This window comes from Amycolatopsis kentuckyensis, assembly GCF_041679295.1.
Lineage (GTDB): Bacteria > Actinomycetota > Actinomycetes > Mycobacteriales > Pseudonocardiaceae > Amycolatopsis > Amycolatopsis kentuckyensis_A.
Map to the genome: position 1 here is coordinate 1003171 of NZ_JBGDMD010000001.1, position 18231 is coordinate 1021401.

Below are 18231 nucleotides of genomic sequence, written 5' to 3' on the forward strand. Positions count from 1 at the left end.
GTGCCGGCGTCCGGGCGCCACGGCGTATTGTCGGATCGTGCAGATGCCGACACAGCGGGGAAGCGGCCCGGCCCGCGGCTACGTGTGCTGGGGATACCGCGACCGCGTGGAGGCCGGCACATGACCGCCGAACCGGAAGTCGCGCCGCGGGGCTACGACCACGCGGCCGTCCACTACCGCTCCGACACCGATCTGCTCGCCGTCGCCGTCCCGTTCCTCGAAGGCGGGCTGCGCGCGGGCGAACCGACCATGGTGTCCCTGGAACCGGAACGGGCCGAGCTGGTGCGCCGCGCCCTCCCGGCGTCGGCGGACGTGCGGTACCTGACCACGGACGAGCTCTACGTCCGCCCGGCCGGCGCGATCCGGTCCTACCGGACACTGCTGGCGGAACTGGTCGCCGCCGGTGCCACCGGCATCCGCATCTTCGGCGAGATCCCGCGCCGGGTGATCGACACGTCGTGGGACTGGTGGGCGCGCTACGAAGCCGCGGTCAACCACGCCTACGACGAGTTCCCGCTGCGCAGCATGTGCGCCTACGACACCCGGACCACCCCGCGCCACGTCCTCGACGACGTCGCCCGCACGCACCCCTTCGTCGCGACACCCGGCGGCCGCCGGGACAACACCGGCTACGTCGACCCGCCGGCGTTCCTGGCCGGGCCCCGGCCGGTGGCGCCGCTCCCGATCCAGCACACCACCCCGCTCGTCGTGCTCATCGACCCGCAGCCGGGGACGGCCCGCCGGGCCGTGCTCGACCTCGGCAAGACCGACCTGCCCGCCGCCGAGGTCGACGACCTGGTCCTGGCGGTCAGCGAGATCGTCGACAACGCGTTGCGCCACGGCCGCCCGCCGGTCGAGCTGCGGCTCTGGGCGGACGCCGACCACCTGGTCGTGACGGTGCACGACACCGGCGACGGCCCGGGCGACCCGTTCGCCGGCCTGCTCCCGGCCGCCCGCCGGATCGGCGGCCGCGGCCTGTGGATCGCGCACCAGATCTGCAGCCAGGTCGCCCTGTACCGCGACGAGACGGGCTTCACCGCGCGGCTCACGGCGGGCCATCCCCGGCTCGGCCCGGCGGACTGAGCCCTCAGTCCTTCCGGGGCGGGCTCAGCGCGCCGCGGTTGTCCACGAGGGCCTCGGCGATCTCGCCCAGCTTGACGTTGAGCTCCTGCGAAGTGCGCCGGAGCAGGGCGAAAGCGGCGTCGGCGCTGAGGCCCTGGCGAGCCATCAGGATGCCCTTGGCCTGGCCGATCACGTCGCGGGACTCGACCGCGCGCCGCAAGTGCGTTCGCTCCAGCTCCGCGAGCTCGGCCACGCGGGCGTGCTCGAGGGCGAGCGAGGCGTGCGTGGCCAGCAGCAGGGCCCGGTGGCGGTCGGTCGGCGTGATGCCGTCGCGGTGGGCGTAGATGTTGAGCGCGCCGGTGAGCCCCGCCGGGCGGGACGACGGCAGCAGGGCCGTCGACAGCACCGCGCCGAGCCCGTGCGCCGTCGCGGCGGCGGCGAACTGCGGCCACGCCGGGGACCGCGCGAGGTCCTGGTCGAGCGAGTAGGCGGGGCCGCCGGGGGCGGCGGCGTCGAGACAGGGCCCGGAGCCGGTGCGGTACTGGACGTCGTCGAGGTCGGCGGCGATGTCCGGGATCTCGACGGGGGTGAAGAAGCGGCCGGCGGCGTCCCGCAGCGTGATGCTGACCAGCCGCGCGTGCGGCACGACGACCGTGGTCGCCGCGACCACGTGGTTCAGCGCCTGGGTGACGGTGGTGGCGTCGAGCAGGACCCGGGTGAGCGCCGCCAGCTGCCCCCCGAGCCGCTCTTCGGACGTCCCCTCGGCGTCGTGGCTGTCGATCGCCTCGTCCACGCTGGCGTGCACGGGCAGGGTGTCGCCGGGCAACGTGCTGCGCAGGATCCGGGCGTTCAGCGCTCCCGGGTCGAGCAGGACCGCCGAGCGGACCCCCTCTCGCGCGCGGCGCACGGCGAACTCGCCGAGCGTCCGCACCCCGGCCGCGGAAAGCGTGTCGACGTCCCGCAGGTCGAGGATCACCAGGTGCGGCGGCGGCAGGGTGACGGTCGCGTCGAGCAGCCTGGCGAGCGCGGCCGGCGCGGTTCCGGTCTCGAGCGTCCCGCTGAGCCGGAGGACGAGGGCCTGTTCCGCGTCCATCGGCAGGACCTCGACGTGCCCGGTCATGGCTCCACCTCCTCGTCCGGTGTCCGAAGGAACGGGTTACCCACGCGGGTGGTTCCCAACCCATCCGGTCACCGGGTCGTGGCCGCCCCGTGGCCGCGCGGGGGATGCGTCGCTCCGCCGTAGTGGGTCGCCCCGAGCGTCACGGCGGCGACGAGCGCGACGGCGCCGGTGACCGTCACGATGCGCGCCGGCGTGCGCAGCCGCGGGCGCGGGCAGGGGATCTCGGCGGTGGCTTCGGACAGCCTCGCCGTCGCCCACCGGTAGCCGTGGGCGAGGGAAAACGCCAGCGTGGCCCCGATGATGAAGAAGTCCGCGACGTTGAACGAGTACTTGCCGACCGGGACGAAGTCGATCGCGCCGCGGACGCTGCCCGGCGCGGTGACGTGGTGCAGCCCGAGGCGGTCCAGCAGGTTGCTGGTCCAGCCGCCGATCGCCAACGCGGCCGGGGCCCGCAGGAGCACCGGGTGCCGCCGGCGCAGGAGGAGCAGCACCGCGGCCGTCAGCAGGGCGGCGCCGGCGAGGTCGAGCACCGCGCCCGTCACCGGACCGGCGTACCACGCGCCGACGACTGGTCCGACCAGCGGGTTGCCGCCGAAGTTGATGCGCGTCCGCGGCACTTCGCGCCAGGCCCACGCCTTGGTGACCTGGTCCGCGGCGACGACCAGGAGCAGGGCGTACGCCGTCCACGGCGGGCGGAGGACCGGTGCGTCGAGCCGGGGCGTCCCGGCGGTGCCGTCAGGGTTCATCGGTGCCTCACAGCGCGGCCGGGCGACCACGACCGTCGCCCGGACGGGTGGGGACGGGGCGGCGTGGATTCGCGGGGATGGTTAATACCCCACCGTTCGCCCGGTCAAACATCTGTCCTTTGTGGACGAATCAGCCCGTGGTCTTGAGGAGCGGCACGTCCCGGCTCAGCTCCCGGAAGCCGACGCTGTAGTACAGCCCGCGTGCGGCGGGATGCCCGGGCGCGCCCAGGCAGGCGACCGTCGCGTGCGTGGCCCCGGCGTCCCGCGCGCGCCGCAGCCCGTGCAGCAGCATCGCGCGGCCCAGGCCGAGCCGCCGGTGACCCGGGTGCGTCCCGACGGGTTCGAATTCGGCGGTCTTGTTCGGCTCGTCGAGCCACAGGATCGCCGACGCCGCCATCGTCCCGTCCGGGGCCTCGACGAGGACGTGCAGGTCACCGCGGTACGCGGGGGCCCGCCGGACGCCGTCGTAGGCCTGTTCGTCGTACGACGTCGGGGTCCAGGCGGCGACGTGCGCCCGCACGGCGGCGGCCGGGCCGGCCTCGGCCGCGGTGCGGAACCGGAAACCCTTCGGCAGCACCGGTTCCTCGATCTCGACGAGGTCCCGCTCGTTGAGCTGGCTCCAGGACCCGGTGTCGCCGAGCGCGGCCGGGTCGGTCCGGTAGCCGTGCGCGGCCCAGCGCGCCAAGCCGAATGCGTCGGCCGCCCCCGGCAGCACCGTGCGTTCGACGTCGCCCGCGGTGGCGTCGAACCAGGTGATGACCTCGTCGACCAGCTCGGCGTGCGCGGGGTGGACCTGGTAGGCCAGGTACGCGCCTTCGACGTCCTTGACCGAGCCGTCGTCGCGCCGCACCCGGCGGGGCAGCTGGGCCCAGCCCCACGCGACGAGCTCGCCGTCGGCGAACCACAGCCGGCGCGGCCAGGTCGCGCCGTCGACGGCGTGGCCGCGGCCCCAGTTCCAGGCCAGCTCACCGTAGGAGGCGTCGCTGTTCACCAGCTCCGGGCGCACCGCGGTCACCCGCTGCGCCAGTTCCTGCATCAGCTCGACGTCCGCGGCGGTCAGCAGCTCGGCGTTCCCCATGGTCGGTCACTGTGGCAGCGCCCCGGGGCGGTCGTCGACCCGTTTTCGGACGGCTGGTCCCACGACATGAATGAGTCATTCATGTCGTCGGACGCAGTGAATGGGTCATTCACTGCGTCGCGGCCGGACCTGCTCGGGCTGGGCGCGACCCTAGAACCGGTCGGGGATCCCCGCCAGCACCGCGCTCAGGCTCGGGAGCCACCGCTGCCGCGGATCCGGCGCCGACAGCCACTCCGTCGCCACGTCGACCCGGCGCGGGCCGACCGGCAGGGGCAGCAGCGTCCCCCACGCCAGCACGTCGACGTTCTTCGGCAGCGCGTCGCGCGGGGGGATCAGCCCGTCGGTTTCCGCGAGGAGGGCCACTCGCGGTCCCTGCTGGGTGGGCAGGTGCATCGCCGGGCCCTGGCAGCCCGTCGCCACCAGCCGGGCCAGGACCGGGCCGGCGCTCAGCTTGGGCAACGTCACCGCGCAGATCCCGTTTTCCAGGGCCAGGAACGGGTGGACTCCCCGCCATTTCACCGGCCAGCCGAAAAGCCGGCCGTAGAAGGCGTCGACCCGGTCGCCCGCCGGGTCACGGGGCGCGACAGGCACCTGCTGGTCGAGCGACATCGTCGACGCCTTTCCACTCGCGGGGCGGGGTAGTGCCAGCCTAACGGCACTCAGTGCCGTTAGCAAGCCCGGCTGCTAACGTCCCGGCCATGACCGATTCGCCGCGCCGCGCGCCGGCCACCCGGGTCGGGGCGACCCCCGCGGGCCGGCGGCAGCTGCGCCGCGCCCTCGCCTCGGCGGCCGTGGACCTGTTCGCCGCCAACGGCTACGAGGCCACCACGGTCGACGACATCGCGGCCGCGGCCGGCGTCGGCCGCCGCACGTTCTTCCGGTACTTCGACGCCAAGGACGACGTCCTCTTCGCCAACCACGACGAGATCGTCGCGGAGATGGAAGACGCCTTCGCCGCCGCCGACCCCGAGCGCGACCCGGTCGAGGTGGCCTGCGACGCGGTCGGCCTCGTGCTCGACTCCTACGCCACCGAGCTCGACGTGTCGCTCAAGCGCTTCGCCCTGACGCGCACGGTGCCTTCGCTGCGGGACAAGGAAGTCGCGACCGTCGACCGCTACCAGCGCGTGCTCGCGCGCTACCTGCAGTCCCGCTACGAGCGGCAGGGCGACCCGGCGGCCAGCCTGCGCGCGGCCGTCGCCGCCGCGGCCATCGCGGCCGCCAACAACCACGTCCTGCGGCGCTGGCTGCGCACCGGCGGCGAGGACGACATCAAGGTCCGCGCGGCCGAGGCGTTCGCGCTGGTCGTCGCCGCTTTCCGGGCGCCGCGTACGGAACCGGCCACGGTCGTCGCGGTGATGACCACGGCGACGCCGCTGCACGAGGTCGTCGCCCAGGTCGGGGAGGTCCTCCGCCGACCGTAGTGGCACTGAGTGCCAAGGTGGGCGAAACCCGGTTTACACTCGAACCGTGGCGAAGCGGAAAGACGTGAAGCCGACGCCGTTCCGCGAAAGAAACGGCGAAAACCCGTTCAACGCCTCGGGCGTGGTCCGGACGGGTTCGCGGCGCTTCGCCTTCGCCGACAACAAAGACCCCACCGCGTTGTTCGAAATGACGTTCGACGGTGACTGGGAGACGGTCGGCCACATCCGCCGGCGCCGCCTCGCCGGCGCGGGCGGACTGAGCGATCCCGAGGGCCTCACCCGGATCGACCACGACGGCGAGACCTTCCTCGTCGTCTCCTCCTCGCTGTCGGTCGAGCGGAACCGGGTCAACGACGGCCTGGTGCGCGTCCGGTACCGCCCGGACGGCGACCTGCCCGCCGAACCGATGACCGGGTTCCGGGCCTGGCTGCTCGACCACCTGCCCTCGCTCGCCGCGCCCGGCAGGCGCAAACCGGACGACGACGGCCTGAACGTCGAGGGCCTCGCCTGGGACGCGGAGACGAGCGCCCTCCTGCTCGGCCTGCGCGGACCGGCCGTCCCCGGCCACGTCACCTTGGTCCACCTGCCCGTCGACCTCGGCGGGAAGTGGACGACGGAGTCGCTCGGCGACCCCACCGTGCGCTCGGCCGCGCTCCCGCGGTCCACCGCGGCGCAAGGTATCCGCGACCTTTCCCGCACCGGGCCGGACGGCGACCTCCTGGTCCTGCTCGGCCGGTCGGCCAGCCACGACGACGCGCCGTTCCGCCTCGGCACGTGGCCCCGCGGCGGCGACGCCGTCCGGCTGCTCGACGTCACCTTCCACCGGAGCGCGAAACCCGAAGGCGTCACGACGTTCTCCGCCGGCGGCGAGCGGAAGATCCTCGTCGTCGACGACAACGGCGGTTACGCGGTCCTCTAGGAGAAGTACAGCTTCGACGCCGCCGGGTCCTGGACGACGCGGGGCCGCCCGGACGGCGCCGGATCGGCGGCGAACGCCGCGCCCGCCCCGGTCCGGACGCTCGTCAGCGTGAAGTAGCCGCTGTAGGCGAAAGGGTCGTCCGGCGGGTCCACCGGGGTGACCGAGAACTCTTCGGCGTGGTCGGTGTTGTCGGCCGCGCGCGTGGCGAGCAGCCGGTGGCCCTGGGCCGACGACGTCGTGCTCGCGTGCAGGAACCGGCCGGACGCCTTGACGGCGAGCGACTTCCCGGTGCCGAGCGCGTCGAAGCACCACAGATCCGCTTCGTCGACCTTCGCCGGCCGCAGCCGGTGGACGACCTCGAAGCTGCCGGGTTCGAAGGTTTCGGTGCCGCTGGCGTGCATGCACTCGTTGGTGACGTCTTCGCGGACGTAAGCTCCCTCGGCACCGGGCAGGCCCCCGCAGAGGTAGCCGGCGGACGCCGCGAGCCGGAGCTGCTTGCGGACGGCGGTGAGCTGCGCGGGCATGTCGGGCACCCCGAGCCCGGTCAGCACGGCGGCCATCCGGTCGAGCAGCGGCTTGAGCACCGTTTCCTGGGTCTGGTGGCCGAACACGCTCTCGCGGTAGGTGCGGATCTGGCCGATCAGCTGCGCGCGGCGGCCCGGGTCGTCGCGCACGAGCTTGGCGAGCAGCCCGGCCGTGTCGATCCGGAAGTGCCGGGCCGGCTGCAGCGTCTGGTCGAGGCCCCACGGGATCAGCTTGAACCGGATGTCACCGACGCCGGGCGCGGCGACGGCGGCCTTGTCGTTGTAGACGTAGGTGTTGTTGGTGTTGCGGGAATAGCCGTCCCAGTGCTTGAGGAAGAACTCCATCGCGTACAGCTCGACGAACTGGTCGAGGTCGAAGACCTCGCTCGCGCCGGCCAGCCCGTGCGCGGCGATGTGGTCGATGGCGAACTTCAGGTCCGCCTTGTCCTCGAACTCCGACAGCGGTTCCACGCCGATGAAGCCGAACCGGGCGCCGACGAAGTCGTCCTTGTGCTCCAGCTCGTACAGGTTTCCGTCGGTGTGCCGGAAATTGCGCTCGATGTAGCGCGGCATGATCGGTTCGACGTTCACGAAGACGCCCGGGCTGTCGACCCCGGCGATCCCCTGGCCGATCGGCGTGCCGTTCACGAGCACCTTCGCGAAGTTTCCCCGGGAATGGGGGAGACCGGCGAGTTCGAACAGCCGGTAGCCCAGCAGCTGCCGGAGGTAGGAAAGGTCCTGGACCGAGTTGTTGAGCGTCAGGTAGCGCGACCCGATCAGGTCCCGGATCGGTGCTTTGTTGGCGTCGGTGAACTTTCCGAAATCGACGTGCAGACAGGGTTTGCCGCTGCTGATCGACCCGCAGAAGGACTTCTTCTTGATCCCCACGTCGGCGAACGTCGTCTTCGCGGGGAACTGGGTCCCGGAGATCGTGACCGTCGCCTTCCGCCAGGTGTAACGGCTTCCGCCGGTCCAGTCGAAGTTGCACACCCCGCCGGCCGGCTGCTCGGTGCGCACGGCGTCCCAGTCGGCCGCCGGCAGCGTGATCTCGACCGTCAGCACATTGTCGATCTCGTAGAGGGAATCGAGTGCTTGCTGCTCCTGGGCGCCCATCCCGTCATGGTACGACCGGTTTCCCCTCGTCGGACCGGCGGAAAATTCAGCGACGAATTTCGCGTTCCGCCCTTTTCCCGTTGCTGTGTCACCCGGCCGGGGACAGGTGGACGGCGGCGATGCCGGCGAGGACGAGGTCCAGCCCCGCGAGGAACTGCTCGCGGTCGTCGTGCCCGCGCACCTCGGCCGCCACCGCCCGGGTGAACGGGTACTCGTCCGGGTCCAGTTCCTCCCAGGCCGTCGAGACGGCGTCGAGGAATTCCGCGCGGTCCCCGCCGGGCGCGGCGCCCGCGTTGTTCGCCGCGTTCTGGCCGGCGGCGCCGAAGATGTAGCTCACCAGCGCCGAGGTCGTCGTGAACAGGTGGCCCTCCGGCACGCCCAGCGCGCGGACCTGACGGCCGATGCCTTCGAAGATCCGGGGCGTCACCGAGCCCCACGGGCTGCGCGAGAGCTGCAGCGCCAGCTGCGTGGCGAGCCACGGGTGCCGCTCGATGGCGTCGAACAAGCCGAGCGCGACGGCGCGGATCTCCTCGCGCGGCGAGCCGGGGGAGCCGACGGCCAGCGCGGTGGCGATCACCCCGTCGGTCGCCGCGTCGAGCAGCTCGCCCTTGTTCGCCACGTGCCAGTAGATCGCTCCGGCACCGGTGGCGAGGCGCTCGGTCAGCGTCCGGAAGGTCAGCCCGGCCTCGCCGGTCGTGTCGAGCAGATCGACCGCCGCTTCGACGATCCGTTCCCGGCTGAGTGCCTCGGTGCGCCGGCGGGTCCGTGGTGCCATGCCCCATCTTGACATATCTGGAACGTTGTTCCAACATGGAATGACATTCCAGAAGGAGGCATCATGAACGTCACGATCATCGGAGCCGGGCTCGGCGGTCTCGTCCTCGCCCGCGTCCTGCACGTCCACGGCATCGCGGCCACGGTCCACGAGGCCGAGCCGTCGGCGGCCGCCCGCACGCAGGGCGGCCTGCTCGACATCCACGTCGGCACCGGCCAGGTCGCCCTCGAAGCGGCCGGCCTGACGGACGAATTCCGCGGGCTGGTCTTGGCGGGCCACGAGGCCACCCGCGTCCTCGACCGCGACGGCGTCGTCCTGCACGACGAAACCGACGACGGCACCGGAGGCCGCCCCGAAGTACCCCGCGGCGAGCTGCGGCGGCTGCTGCTCGGCTCGCTCCCGGACGGCACCGTCCACTGGGGACACAAGGTCACCGGCGCCCGCGCGCTGGGCGGCGGCCGGCACGAGGTCGCGTTCGCCGACGGCACCACCGTCACCACGGACCTGCTGGTCGGCGCGGACGGCGCCTGGTCGAAGGTCCGGCCGCTGCTCTCGCCCGCGACACCCGAGTACATCGGCCGGTCGTACGTCGAAACCTTCCTGTACGACAGCGACACCCGGCACCCGGCCGCGGCGAAGGCGGTCGGCGCCGGGGCCCTGCTCGCGCTCGCCCCGGGCAAGGGCATCCAGGCCCACCGGGAGAAGAGCGGCACGCTGCACACCTACGTCGCGCTGACCCACCCGATCGAGTGGTTCGGCGACTTCAGCGACGCGGCCGCGGCCGTCGAACGGACGGCGCGGGAGTTCGAGGGCTGGGCCCCCGAACTCACCGCGCTGATCACCGACGCCGACACCGCGCCGGTCCTGCGCCCGTTGCACAGCCTGCCGGTCGAGCACCGGTGGGAGCGGGTACCGGGGGTGACGCTGATCGGCGACGCCGCCCACCTCGCGGCCCCGAACGGCGAAGGCGCGAACCTGGCGATGCTCGACGGCGCCGAGCTGGCCTTGGCTTTGGCCGGGCACGACGACGTCGAGACGGCACTCGGGGAGTTCGAGCGGGCCATGTTCCCCCGCGGCGCGGAGGCGGCCGCCGATGGTAACGAGCTCCACGAGCTGCTCTTCGGCGACGACTCACCCCACGGGCTGGTCGCCATGTTCACGCAGGGGAATCAGTGACCCGTTCGCGTCAGCCGCGGGCCTGCTGGACGTCTCCCGCGGCCGGCGCCGGAGCCGAGTCCGGCAGGGTCGGCCGGAGGGCGAGGACGACGACCGTCGCGACCGTCAGGTGCATGAGCATCAGGCCGATCACGTTGGCCGCCGTCGCGCCCGCGGTGAACAGCAGCAGGTCCGGGATCCACGTGGCGACCAGGGCCACCGGGACGACGACCCGCAGCGCCTTCGGGGCGCGGCGGGCGATCAGGAACCAGCCGGCGGTGCCGATGAGCAGCCCGATGACCGTCGCCGGCAGGTAGGACCCGGCGTTGAGGCCCATGCCGATCCCGCCCTCGTCGAGGGAGGACGCGCCGAGCGCGAGGAGGGTGTTCACGGCGGCGGCCGCCACGAGGGCGATCCCCAGGCGGACGACCGTGGCGGAGCTCGGGGTGGCGGTGGTCGGCATCGCTCCTCCTTGGGTTGCGTGTTAAACCCAAAGGTAGTTTGAGTTGCGTGTTAAAGTCAAGCGTGCACGAAGCGGTGGAGCCGTTCGACCGGCTGGGCGATGACGAGCGGCGGGCGTGGGTCAACCTGGCGAAGGTACTGCTCACGTTGCCGGGAGCGCTGGAAAGCCAGCTGCTGCGGGACGCCGATCTGACGTTGCTCGGCTACATGATCCTGGCGCGGCTGTCGGTGGTGCCGGGGAACAGCCTGCGGATGAGCGAGATCGCGGAGATGGCCAACGGGTCGCTGCCGCGGATCTCCCACGCGGTGGCCCGGCTGGAGGACCGCGGGTGGGTGACGCGGAAGGTGTGCACCGGCCAGGGCCGCCGCTTCACGATCGCCACCCTGACCGACGCCGGGCGCGCGCAGCTGGCGGCCGCGTCCGCCGACCACGTGGCGAACATCCGGCGCCTGGTGATCGAACCCCTCGGCGCCGACTTCGTGCGGCTCGGGGACGCCGCCGAGCGGGTCGTCGAGAACCTGGGGCTGCCCACCGAGGTGCACCGGCGGCCGAAAGCCTGACCGGCCCGGGCGCCGGGGCCCGCCGTCGGTCACCATGGGTCCGTGTCCCAGCCTGTTCCCGCTCCGGAGGCCGCCGGCCCCGGCCTGCTGTACCTCGTGAAGCAGCTCGAGCTCGCCGTGCGCGCCCGGCTGGACGAGGTGCTCCGCCCGGTCACGCTCACCCCCTTGCAGTACACCGCGCTCACGGTGCTGGAACGGCGGTCCGGGCTGACCACCGCCGAACTGGCGCGCAACTCCTTCGTCACCGACCAGGCGATGGCCGACATGGTCGTCGCGCTCGAACGGCGGGGCCTGATCGCGCGGGAAGGCGATCCGCGGGACCGGCGGCGGCGGGTGATCGGGCTGACCGGCCCCGGCCAGGAGGTCCTCGACCGGGTCCGCGACGACGTCGCCGCGCTGGAGCAACGGATGCTCGCGCAGCTTGCTCCGCGGGACGCGGCCCGGTTCCGCGCGTACGTCGTCGCGTGCCACGCCGCGCTCGCCGACCGTCCCTCGCACTGAAAAAATACAGGAAACCTGTACATCTCCGGGCCGGCGTGGGACTCTCGGTGCGACATCGAGCCGGGCACCGCGGCCCGGGGTGAGGGGCACCACCATGCGCGTTCTGGCGCTGCTCGGCGCGATCCTGCTGGCGGCCGGCCTGGCCCCGGCGGCCGCGGCCGCGGCCACGAGCGAACACCACACGGGGCAGCTGCCGGACGGGGCCACCTGGGTGGCGGACGTGCCGGCCGCCTGGAACGGCACGACCATCCTCTACAGCCACGGGTTCGGCCCGCTCACCGCGCAGGACGCGCCGGACGACGAAACCCGGGAAGCGCTGCTCGGCGGCGGGTACGCGCTGGTCGGCTCGTCCTACAGCGGCCCGTCGTGGTGGGCGCTCGCCTCCGCCGTCGACGACCAGTTCGGCGCGCTGGCGGCGGTCGAGCGGCTGACCGGCCCGCCGCGCCGGACGATCGCGTGGGGCACTTCGATGGGCGGCCTCGTCAGCGCCCTCGAAGGCGAACGCGGCGGGCTCGACGGCGTGCTGAGCACCTGCGGGCTCGTGGCCGGGGGCCTGAACCTGAACAACTACCAGCTGGACGGCGAATACGCGCTGGCCCACCTCCTCGCGCCCGCGCAGGACGTCAAGCTCGTGCGGTTCGCGAGCCCGGCCGAGGCGAGCGCGTCGGCCGCCGCGCTGACGAAGATCGCCACCGACGCGCAGGCCACGCCCGCCGGGCAGGCGCGCATCGCGCTCGCCGCCGCGCTGATGAACGAGCCCGGCTGGTTCACCGGCGCGACACCGCCGGCCCCCACCGACTACGCCGGCCAGGAAGTCCAGCAACAGCAGGAACTTTCGCAGTTCGTGCTCGGGTTCGTCGTCTCCGGCCGGTACCAGATCGAGCTGGCCGCCGGCGGCAACAGCGCGTTCACCGCCGGCGTCGACTACCGCGCGCTGCTGGCCGGCAGCAGCCACGCCCGCCAGGTCCGCGCCCTCTACCGCGCGGCCGGCCTCGACCTCGACGCCGACCTCGCGACGCTGACCCGTGACGCCGACATCCGGCCGGATCCCCAGGCCGTGCGCACCCTCGCGCGCACGTCCGCGGTGACCGGCCGGCTGCGCGTCCCGACGCTGGACATCCACACGGTCGCCGACCAGCTCGTGCCGGTGGAGCAGGAAGACTGGTACGGCAAGCAGGTGCACCGGGCGGGCGCCGGCGCCTTGCTGCGCCAGGCCTACGTCGGCGCGACCGGGCACTGCGCGTTCCGGACGTCGGAGACGATCGCGGCCCTGCACGCGCTGGAGTCGCGGATCGAGACCGGGCGGTGGGGCGACGTCGCGGAGCCTCGCCGCCTTAACGAAGCCGCCGGCGGCACCGGCCGGTACGTGCGGTTCGACCCGCCGTCGCTGACCGGTGCCCGCCGGTAGGGCTACGACCGGAGGACGACCGCGGCGACGTCGAGGCCGAGCTGCCGCCCGGCTTCGTGGTCGAGCCGGGTGTGGACGCCGGCGACGATCCGGCTGAGCCCGGCTTCGTCGGCGGCGTCCTGGAACGTGGCGAACCGCCGGAGGACCCCGGGCAGCGCTTCGGACGTGACGGCCAGCGGCCACCGCGGCCCGAACTCCTGGCGCAGCACCACCGCGCCCGCCTGCGAGACGACGCTGTGCGCGCCGGGGTAGGCCGGGTCGGCCGGGGTGGTGGCGAGGCTCGACCAGTCCGGCACGCCGTCCGTCGCCGGGTTCCCGTCGGCGCCGGCGAGGCGGATCGCGGTGATCGGCCGCCAGATCCGGTAGTGGTACTTCGCTTCGTAGAACGCGATCACGGCGTCGGCGAAGGCCAGGTTCAGCCGCGCGAACACCCGCGCCGCAACGACCAGGCCGCCCCGGGAACCGCCGACGACGGACTGCGCGATCTCGTTCCAGTAGTTCCAGATCGGGGCCGCCCAGAACCGCGCCTGCACGGTCTCGTCCGCGCTGCGGGTGGTACTGGTGTCCTGCCCGGCCGCGGCCACTTCGCCCAGTGCCTTCGCGTACCGGGCGCCGGTCAGCGTGGGGTAGGCGCCGGGCCGGAACCGGTCGGCGCGGTCGAGCACGAACGGCGTCACGGCGGCCCAGTGGGTGAACGCGGCGGGCGCGAACGCGGGCGGTGCCGGCCGGTACCGCCCCGGCGCGGTGCCCGGGGGGATCGTCGGCGGGACCGCGGCCGAGCCGTCGTTCGCGCGCAGGCCCAGCAGCAGCCGGGCGACGAGCCCGCCGGCCCGCACGCCGGCGGCCCGGCCCACCGGGTGCACGCGGGCCAGCTGGCCGGCCAGCACGTCCGCGAACTCGCCCGCGCGAGCGGGGTAGAGCGCGGCCAGCACGTCGTGGGCGGCTTGCGCCGCGGCCGCTTCGGGGTCCGCCGCGCCCGGGACGTCGACGGTGAACAGGTAGGGCCGCCCGGTCCCGGTCGTCGCGACGACGGCGTCGTGCACCGCCGCGTGCAGCAACGCGAAGCTGCGGGTCGGGTGCACGGTCGCGGGCTGCAGGCCCGCGGTGCGCACGGTGGCCAGCAGCTCCCGGTTCCAGGCGAGGACGACGTCCGCACCGCCCCACCGGACCGGCGCCGCCGCGGCGGCGGGCACCGGCAGGCCGGTGGTGGCGAGCACGGCGGCGGCCGCCCCGCCCGTGACGAGCAGCTGCCGGCGCGACATCGATGTGGTCATTTCTCTCCCCGGTTCGGCGGATGGTCCGCTTCCGGATACGTTCACCGGTTACGACGACTGCGCCGCTGGTTACCGATCCGGCCACAGCCACGGCCCGATGACTTCCGAGCGGCAGTCGCGCATCGCCCGGGGGACGGGCCTGCTTTCGGCCGGATCCGTAACCCTGGTCCGTATCCCTCAGGTGGCGGGAGAATTCGGCAGGGGAGAAGGCGGGCGGTGCCGGTGGCACAGCGGTTCCGGCGCAAAAGCGCCGAACAGGACGAAGCGGCGCCGAGACCGCGGCTGCACGCGGTCGGCGCGGACGGCTACCCGGACTGGGAGGCGGTCTACCGCGACAACGTCGATCGCTTGTACCGGCTCATGTTTTCGAAGGTGGGCAACCGGCCCGACGCGGAAGACCTCACCACCGAAGTGTTCCTGACGGCGTTGCGGCCGCTGCGCGTCTCGGCGAGTGTCGGCGAGGTCCGGGCGTACCTGCTGGCCACCGCGCGGACGGTGCTGGCCGGGCACTGGCGGCGGACGCTCGGCCGGGAGATCACCACGCTCGACGAGGAACGCGACATCGCGGCGTTCGAAGCCGGTGCCATCGACCCGCGGACGCCGGCGCGCGCCGAGGCGATCCTCGCGCAGCTGCCCGAGCGGTACGGCCGGATCCTGCGGCTGCGGTTCCTCCAGGCGTGCTCGCTCAAGGAGGCGGCGGCGGAGCTGGGCACCACCGTCGGCAACGCGAAAGTGCTGCAGCACCGCGCGTTGCGGCAGGCGGCCCAGGTGGCGGAAGGGATGGAGCCGTGACGACTCGAGGTGTCCGCCGGTTCGTCAAGGACCTCCTGCGCCGGCGCCGGCCGCGGGCGTTCGCGGCCGGCCCCGGCGACGAGGCCGAGCTGCGGACCGCGGTGCTGCTGCGCGCCGCGCGGCCGGGTGCCGGCGCGGCGGGCGAGGAGTTCGTCGCCGGGCTGCACCGCAGGCTCGCCCGGGAGCTCGGCGACCCCGCGCCGGCCGGCAACCGGCGCCGGTTCCTCCAGGTCTCGTCGGCCGCCGCGGTGGCGGCCGCGGCGGGCGCCGGCGTGGAGTACCTGGTGACGTCCGGGGCAGAACCGGCCGCCGATGACGTGCTCCGCCCGGAAAACGGCGAGTGGCGGACGGTGGTGGCGGCCCACGACCTGCCCGAGGGCCGGGTGCTGCCCTTCGACTTCGGCGCGGTGGCGGGATTCGTGCAGCGCACGGGCGGCGAGGTACGCGCAGTCTCGGCGACGTGCACGCACCTCGGCTGCCGCCTCGACCTGGACGCCCCGGCCCGGCGGCTGAACTGCCCGTGCCACCGGACGTCGTTCGCGGTGGACGGCGCGGTCCTGGTGCACCAGCTGCCGGTGACCCCGCCGCCGTTGCCGCACCTGGTGGTGCGCGAGGCCGGGGGAGTGGTCGAGGTGCTGGTCCCGCCCGCCGGGGCGTAACCCCTCAGCGCAGGTACGAAGCGCCGTTGACGTCGAGGATCGCTCCCGAGCTCCACGCCGCTTCCGGCGAGGCCAGGTGGACGATCGCGGCGGCGACGTCCTCGGGCGTGCCCACCCGGGCGAACGGGCTCTGCTCCCGCAGCTCGTCGCCACCCGGACCGGCGAGCTTGGTCTCCTGGCGCTCGGTGGCGACGAACCCCGGCGCCACCGACGTCACCGAAATCCCGTGCGGCGCCAGGGCGATCGCCATCGACTGGCCGAACGCCTGCAGCGCCGCCTTGCTCGCGCCGTAGGCCGGGTGCTCCGGTTCGCCGCGGAACGCCCCGCGCGAACCGACGTTGACGACGCTGCCGGGGCGTCCTTGCTCGATCAGGTGCCGGGCCACCGCCCACGTCACGTTCGCGGCGCCGAGCAGGTTGACCTCCACCGTGCGCCGCCACACCTCGACCCACTGGTCGTAGCCGGCTTCGGCGACGGCGTGGCGAGTCCGTTCGGTCGGGGCCTGCGCGGCGTTGTTGACCAGGACGTCGACCCGGCCGAGCGCCGCGGCCGCGTCGTCGGCGACCCGCCGTGCCGCCGCCGGGTCGCCCAGGTCGCCGGCCAGGCACACGTGCCCGGAACCTTCGAGTTCGCGCAGCGTCGTCTCGGCGTCGTCGCGGCGCGTGCCGTAGTGGACCGCCACGCGGTATCCGCGGGCGGCGAACGCTTTCGCGGTGGCGCGGCCGATTCCGCGGGAGCCCCCGGTCACGAGCACGCCCTTCACCGGCCCTCCTCCTCGATCAGGTCGAGGCGCGGGGTTTCGCCCGGGCCGACCGGGAACTGGGCGAGGAACGTGACGCCGTCCTCCTGCGCGTCGAAGCGGGCGATCCGGGTCGCTTCCGGTTCGTAGAAGACGTCTCCGGGCCGCAGCAGCGTCTCGGCCTCGCCTTCGATCTGGTAGACGGCCGACCCGGCCTCGATGCTGCCGAACACCGGTCCATTGTGGACGTGCAGGCCGGCGCCGTAGCCGGGCGCGATGGTGATCCGGCGGACCTCGACGAGGTCGACCGGCCGCGGGGCCGGGAGCCGCTGTTCCAGCACGAGCGTCCGGGTGACGGGCTCGGCCGCGACGGGCGCCGGTTCGCCACCGGCCACCGGGTCGCCGATCTCGGTCGCGGTGCCGTCCCCGGGGATTTCTTCGATGGCCAAGTGGGTCATCGCGGTCGTGTCGGTGGCGCCGTGCCAGTGCCACTCGCCGGCGTCGACGCGGACCGTGTCGCCGGGCCGGACCAGCTGGGCCGGCCCGCCGCGGCGCTGCACGTACCCGGTGCCGTCGGTGACGACGAGGACCTGGCCGAGCGGGTGCCGGTGCCACCGGGTACGTGCCCCGGGCGCGAACTGCACGCGGTCGACCCGCGTGCGCGACGGGCCTTCCGGGACGGCGAGCGACGTGATCCACGCGCTGCCGCTGATCGCGTCGGCGGGCGCGGGCGTGCTGGTCTGCGGGACGGGCCGGACGTGCACGAAAGACTCCTCAGTGGACGGTGAGCAGGGCGAGGACACCGGAAACGGCCTGGTCGAAGGGTTCGGGCGCGTTCGCCGCGCGGGCGAGCACGTAACCGCCCTGCAGGACGGCGACGACGGTGGCGGCCACCGCGGCCGGGTCCAGCCCGGCGGGCAGCTCGCCCGCGGCCCGGCCTTCGTCGAGGACCTCGGCCAGCCGCGCGCGCAGGCGGGTGAGCGTGGCGTCGACCGGGGCGCGCAGCTCCGGATCGGCGACGATCTCGGGGTCCTGGGTGAGCCGGCCGATGGGGCAGCCGCGGAGCACTTCGCGCTCGCGACGCAGGTACGCGGTGATCCGCTCGACGGCGGTCCCGGGCCCGCGCAGCTGCCCGTCGGCGGCGGTCAGCAGCTCGTCCGCGCTGCGCCGCACGGCTTCCAGCGCGAGCTCGCGCTTGCCGGAGAAGTGGTGGTACATGCTGCCCTGCCCGGCGCCGGCGCGCTGCTGGATGGCCTTCGGGCTGGTGCCGACGTACCCGCGTTCCCACAGCAGCTCGCGGGTGCTGTCGATGAGCTGGTCCCTGGTGTCCACGGTCAGCACTGTACATACTAGTAGGTACAGAAGCCAGCCGTCGTCTTCGCCGTAGTGAGCGCGGGTGCTCAGTGGATGGGCTGCAGCAAGGGGCGCGGCTGCGAAAGAATGGCGCTGACCTGGCCGTCTGCCGGGGAGGGCGTCAGGCCCGGGCCCGGGGTCATCACGGTCTCGGCGAGGGCCACGTCCTCGCCGCAGCGCAGGCAGGTCCCCGACTGCGCGACTTCGCCGTCGCAGCCCGCGTGGACGAACACGCGGCGCCGGCCGGACGGTGCGTAATGCTCGTCGCCCCACGCCGACAGGGCGCGGACGACCGGCCAGAGCCCCCGGCCCTTCGCCGTCAGCTCGTACTCGCTGCGCTTGCCGGGCCCGGGCACGCGCTCCAGCACGCCTTCGCCGATGAGGAACTCCAGCCGTTCGGTCAGCACCGCGCGCGGGATGCCGAGGTGCTCGACGAAGTCACTGAAGCGGCGGACGCCGAACACCGCGTCGCGGACGATCAACAGCGTCCAGCGCTCGCCGACGATCTCCAGTGCGCGGACCATCGAACAGGTCTGGTTCGTGTACTCGCGGGGCAGCGCCATGGGTCC

21 protein-coding genes are annotated in these 18231 nt (G+C 73.6%); 9 read left to right on the forward strand and 12 right to left on the reverse strand.

What is annotated here, in order from left to right:
* Window positions 1-120: 120 nt before the first annotated feature.
* A complete protein-coding gene (locus tag ACERZO_RS04650; protein ID WP_372662170.1) occupies window positions 121-1083 on the forward strand; it encodes an anti-sigma factor RsbA family regulatory protein in 963 nt (320 codons plus the stop codon).
* A gap of 4 nt (window positions 1084-1087) precedes the next feature.
* Here the strand turns inward: ACERZO_RS04650 and ACERZO_RS04655 are convergent, their stop codons facing one another.
* The 4 genes from ACERZO_RS04655 to ACERZO_RS04670 form a co-directional block, all read right to left on the reverse strand.
* Complete coding sequence (locus ACERZO_RS04655) at window positions 1088-2182, reverse strand: ANTAR domain-containing protein (protein ID WP_372662172.1); 1095 nt, start codon at window positions 2180-2182, stop codon at window positions 1088-1090.
* 68 nt (window positions 2183-2250) lie between these two features.
* Window positions 2251-2928 carry a signal peptidase II gene (locus tag ACERZO_RS04660; protein WP_372662175.1) on the reverse strand — a complete coding sequence of 226 codons (678 nt, stop codon included), beginning with the start codon at window positions 2926-2928 and terminating at the stop codon, window positions 2251-2253.
* A gap of 130 nt (window positions 2929-3058) precedes the next feature.
* On the reverse strand, window positions 3059-4006 hold the full coding sequence (locus tag ACERZO_RS04665) for a GNAT family N-acetyltransferase (protein WP_372662177.1): 948 nt from the start codon (window positions 4004-4006) through the stop codon (window positions 3059-3061).
* 150 nt (window positions 4007-4156) lie between these two features.
* Window positions 4157-4615, reverse strand: coding sequence for a glycogen operon protein GlgX (locus tag ACERZO_RS04670; protein WP_372662180.1), 459 nt, complete (start codon window positions 4613-4615; stop codon window positions 4157-4159).
* 89 nt (window positions 4616-4704) lie between these two features.
* Here ACERZO_RS04670 and ACERZO_RS04675 point away from each other — a divergent pair, with 89 nt between their 5' ends.
* Window positions 4705-5427 carry a TetR family transcriptional regulator gene (locus ACERZO_RS04675; RefSeq protein ID WP_372662183.1) on the forward strand — a complete coding sequence of 241 codons (723 nt, stop codon included), beginning with the start codon at window positions 4705-4707 and terminating at the stop codon, window positions 5425-5427.
* A gap of 46 nt (window positions 5428-5473) precedes the next feature.
* Window positions 5474-6346 (forward strand): DUF3616 domain-containing protein, encoded by an 873-nt coding sequence (locus tag ACERZO_RS04680; RefSeq protein WP_372662186.1) that lies wholly within the window; start codon window positions 5474-5476, stop codon window positions 6344-6346.
* Here ACERZO_RS04680 and ACERZO_RS04685 read toward each other — a convergent pair.
* Window positions 6343-7983 (reverse strand): CotH kinase family protein, encoded by a 1641-nt coding sequence (locus tag ACERZO_RS04685; protein ID WP_372662189.1) that lies wholly within the window; start codon window positions 7981-7983, stop codon window positions 6343-6345. The two genes, ACERZO_RS04680 and ACERZO_RS04685, sit on opposite strands and share 4 nt — an antisense overlap.
* An 88-nt stretch (window positions 7984-8071) precedes the next feature.
* On the reverse strand, window positions 8072-8758 hold the full coding sequence (locus ACERZO_RS04690; protein ID WP_372662192.1) for a TetR/AcrR family transcriptional regulator: 687 nt from the start codon (window positions 8756-8758) through the stop codon (window positions 8072-8074).
* 63 nt (window positions 8759-8821) lie between these two features.
* Here ACERZO_RS04690 and ACERZO_RS04695 point away from each other — a divergent pair, with 63 nt between their 5' ends.
* On the forward strand, window positions 8822-9934 hold the full coding sequence (locus ACERZO_RS04695) for an FAD-dependent oxidoreductase (protein WP_372662195.1): 1113 nt from the start codon (window positions 8822-8824) through the stop codon (window positions 9932-9934).
* Window positions 9935-9944: 10 nt separating this feature from the next.
* Here ACERZO_RS04695 and ACERZO_RS04700 read toward each other — a convergent pair whose 3' ends face one another.
* Entirely contained in the window at window positions 9945-10376 is a 432-nt protein-coding gene (locus ACERZO_RS04700) for a DUF6069 family protein (RefSeq protein WP_372662198.1), read from the reverse strand.
* A gap of 47 nt (window positions 10377-10423) precedes the next feature.
* On the opposite strand from ACERZO_RS04700, the gene ACERZO_RS04705 reads away from it, so the two are divergent.
* The 3 genes from ACERZO_RS04705 (at window position 10424) to ACERZO_RS04715 (ending at window position 12845) form a co-directional block, all read left to right on the forward strand.
* The gene (locus tag ACERZO_RS04705) at window positions 10424-10936 is read left to right on the forward strand and encodes a MarR family winged helix-turn-helix transcriptional regulator (protein ID WP_372662201.1); all 513 of its coding nucleotides are present in this window, start codon (window positions 10424-10426) and stop codon (window positions 10934-10936) included.
* A gap of 42 nt (window positions 10937-10978) precedes the next feature.
* Window positions 10979-11437, forward strand: a complete 459-nt coding sequence (locus ACERZO_RS04710; protein ID WP_372662204.1) for a MarR family winged helix-turn-helix transcriptional regulator — start codon at window positions 10979-10981, stop codon at window positions 11435-11437.
* Between the two features lie 94 nt (window positions 11438-11531).
* Window positions 11532-12845 (forward strand): alpha/beta hydrolase, encoded by a 1314-nt coding sequence (locus tag ACERZO_RS04715; RefSeq protein ID WP_372662208.1) that lies wholly within the window; start codon window positions 11532-11534, stop codon window positions 12843-12845.
* Window positions 12846-12847: 2 nt separating this feature from the next.
* On the opposite strand, the gene ACERZO_RS04720 is transcribed toward ACERZO_RS04715, so the two are convergent.
* The gene (locus ACERZO_RS04720; protein WP_372662211.1) at window positions 12848-14119 is read right to left on the reverse strand and encodes a vanadium-dependent haloperoxidase; all 1272 of its coding nucleotides are present in this window, start codon (window positions 14117-14119) and stop codon (window positions 12848-12850) included.
* Between the two features lie 216 nt (window positions 14120-14335).
* Between ACERZO_RS04720 and ACERZO_RS04725 the strand changes: the two genes are divergently transcribed.
* Window positions 14336-14911 (forward strand): RNA polymerase sigma factor, encoded by a 576-nt coding sequence (locus ACERZO_RS04725; protein WP_372662214.1) that lies wholly within the window; start codon window positions 14336-14338, stop codon window positions 14909-14911.
* Window positions 14908-15570, forward strand: coding sequence for a Rieske (2Fe-2S) protein (locus tag ACERZO_RS04730; protein ID WP_372662217.1), 663 nt, complete (start codon window positions 14908-14910; stop codon window positions 15568-15570). The genes ACERZO_RS04725 and ACERZO_RS04730 overlap by 4 nt, the downstream gene beginning before the upstream one ends.
* Window positions 15571-15574: 4 nt before the next feature.
* Here ACERZO_RS04730 and ACERZO_RS04735 read toward each other — a convergent pair whose 3' ends face one another.
* From ACERZO_RS04735 to ACERZO_RS04750, 4 genes are all read right to left on the reverse strand, one after another.
* Complete coding sequence (locus ACERZO_RS04735) at window positions 15575-16333, reverse strand: SDR family NAD(P)-dependent oxidoreductase (RefSeq protein ID WP_372662220.1); 759 nt, start codon at window positions 16331-16333, stop codon at window positions 15575-15577.
* On the reverse strand, window positions 16330-17073 hold the full coding sequence (locus tag ACERZO_RS04740) for a cupin domain-containing protein (RefSeq protein ID WP_372662223.1): 744 nt from the start codon (window positions 17071-17073) through the stop codon (window positions 16330-16332). The genes ACERZO_RS04735 and ACERZO_RS04740 overlap by 4 nt, the downstream gene beginning before the upstream one ends.
* 10 nt (window positions 17074-17083) lie before the next feature.
* Window positions 17084-17641 (reverse strand): TetR/AcrR family transcriptional regulator, encoded by a 558-nt coding sequence (locus ACERZO_RS04745; RefSeq protein WP_372662226.1) that lies wholly within the window; start codon window positions 17639-17641, stop codon window positions 17084-17086.
* 68 nt (window positions 17642-17709) lie between these two features.
* Window positions 17710-18225 (reverse strand): winged helix-turn-helix transcriptional regulator, encoded by a 516-nt coding sequence (locus ACERZO_RS04750; protein WP_372662229.1) that lies wholly within the window; start codon window positions 18223-18225, stop codon window positions 17710-17712.
* Window positions 18226-18231: the final 6 nt, after the last annotated feature.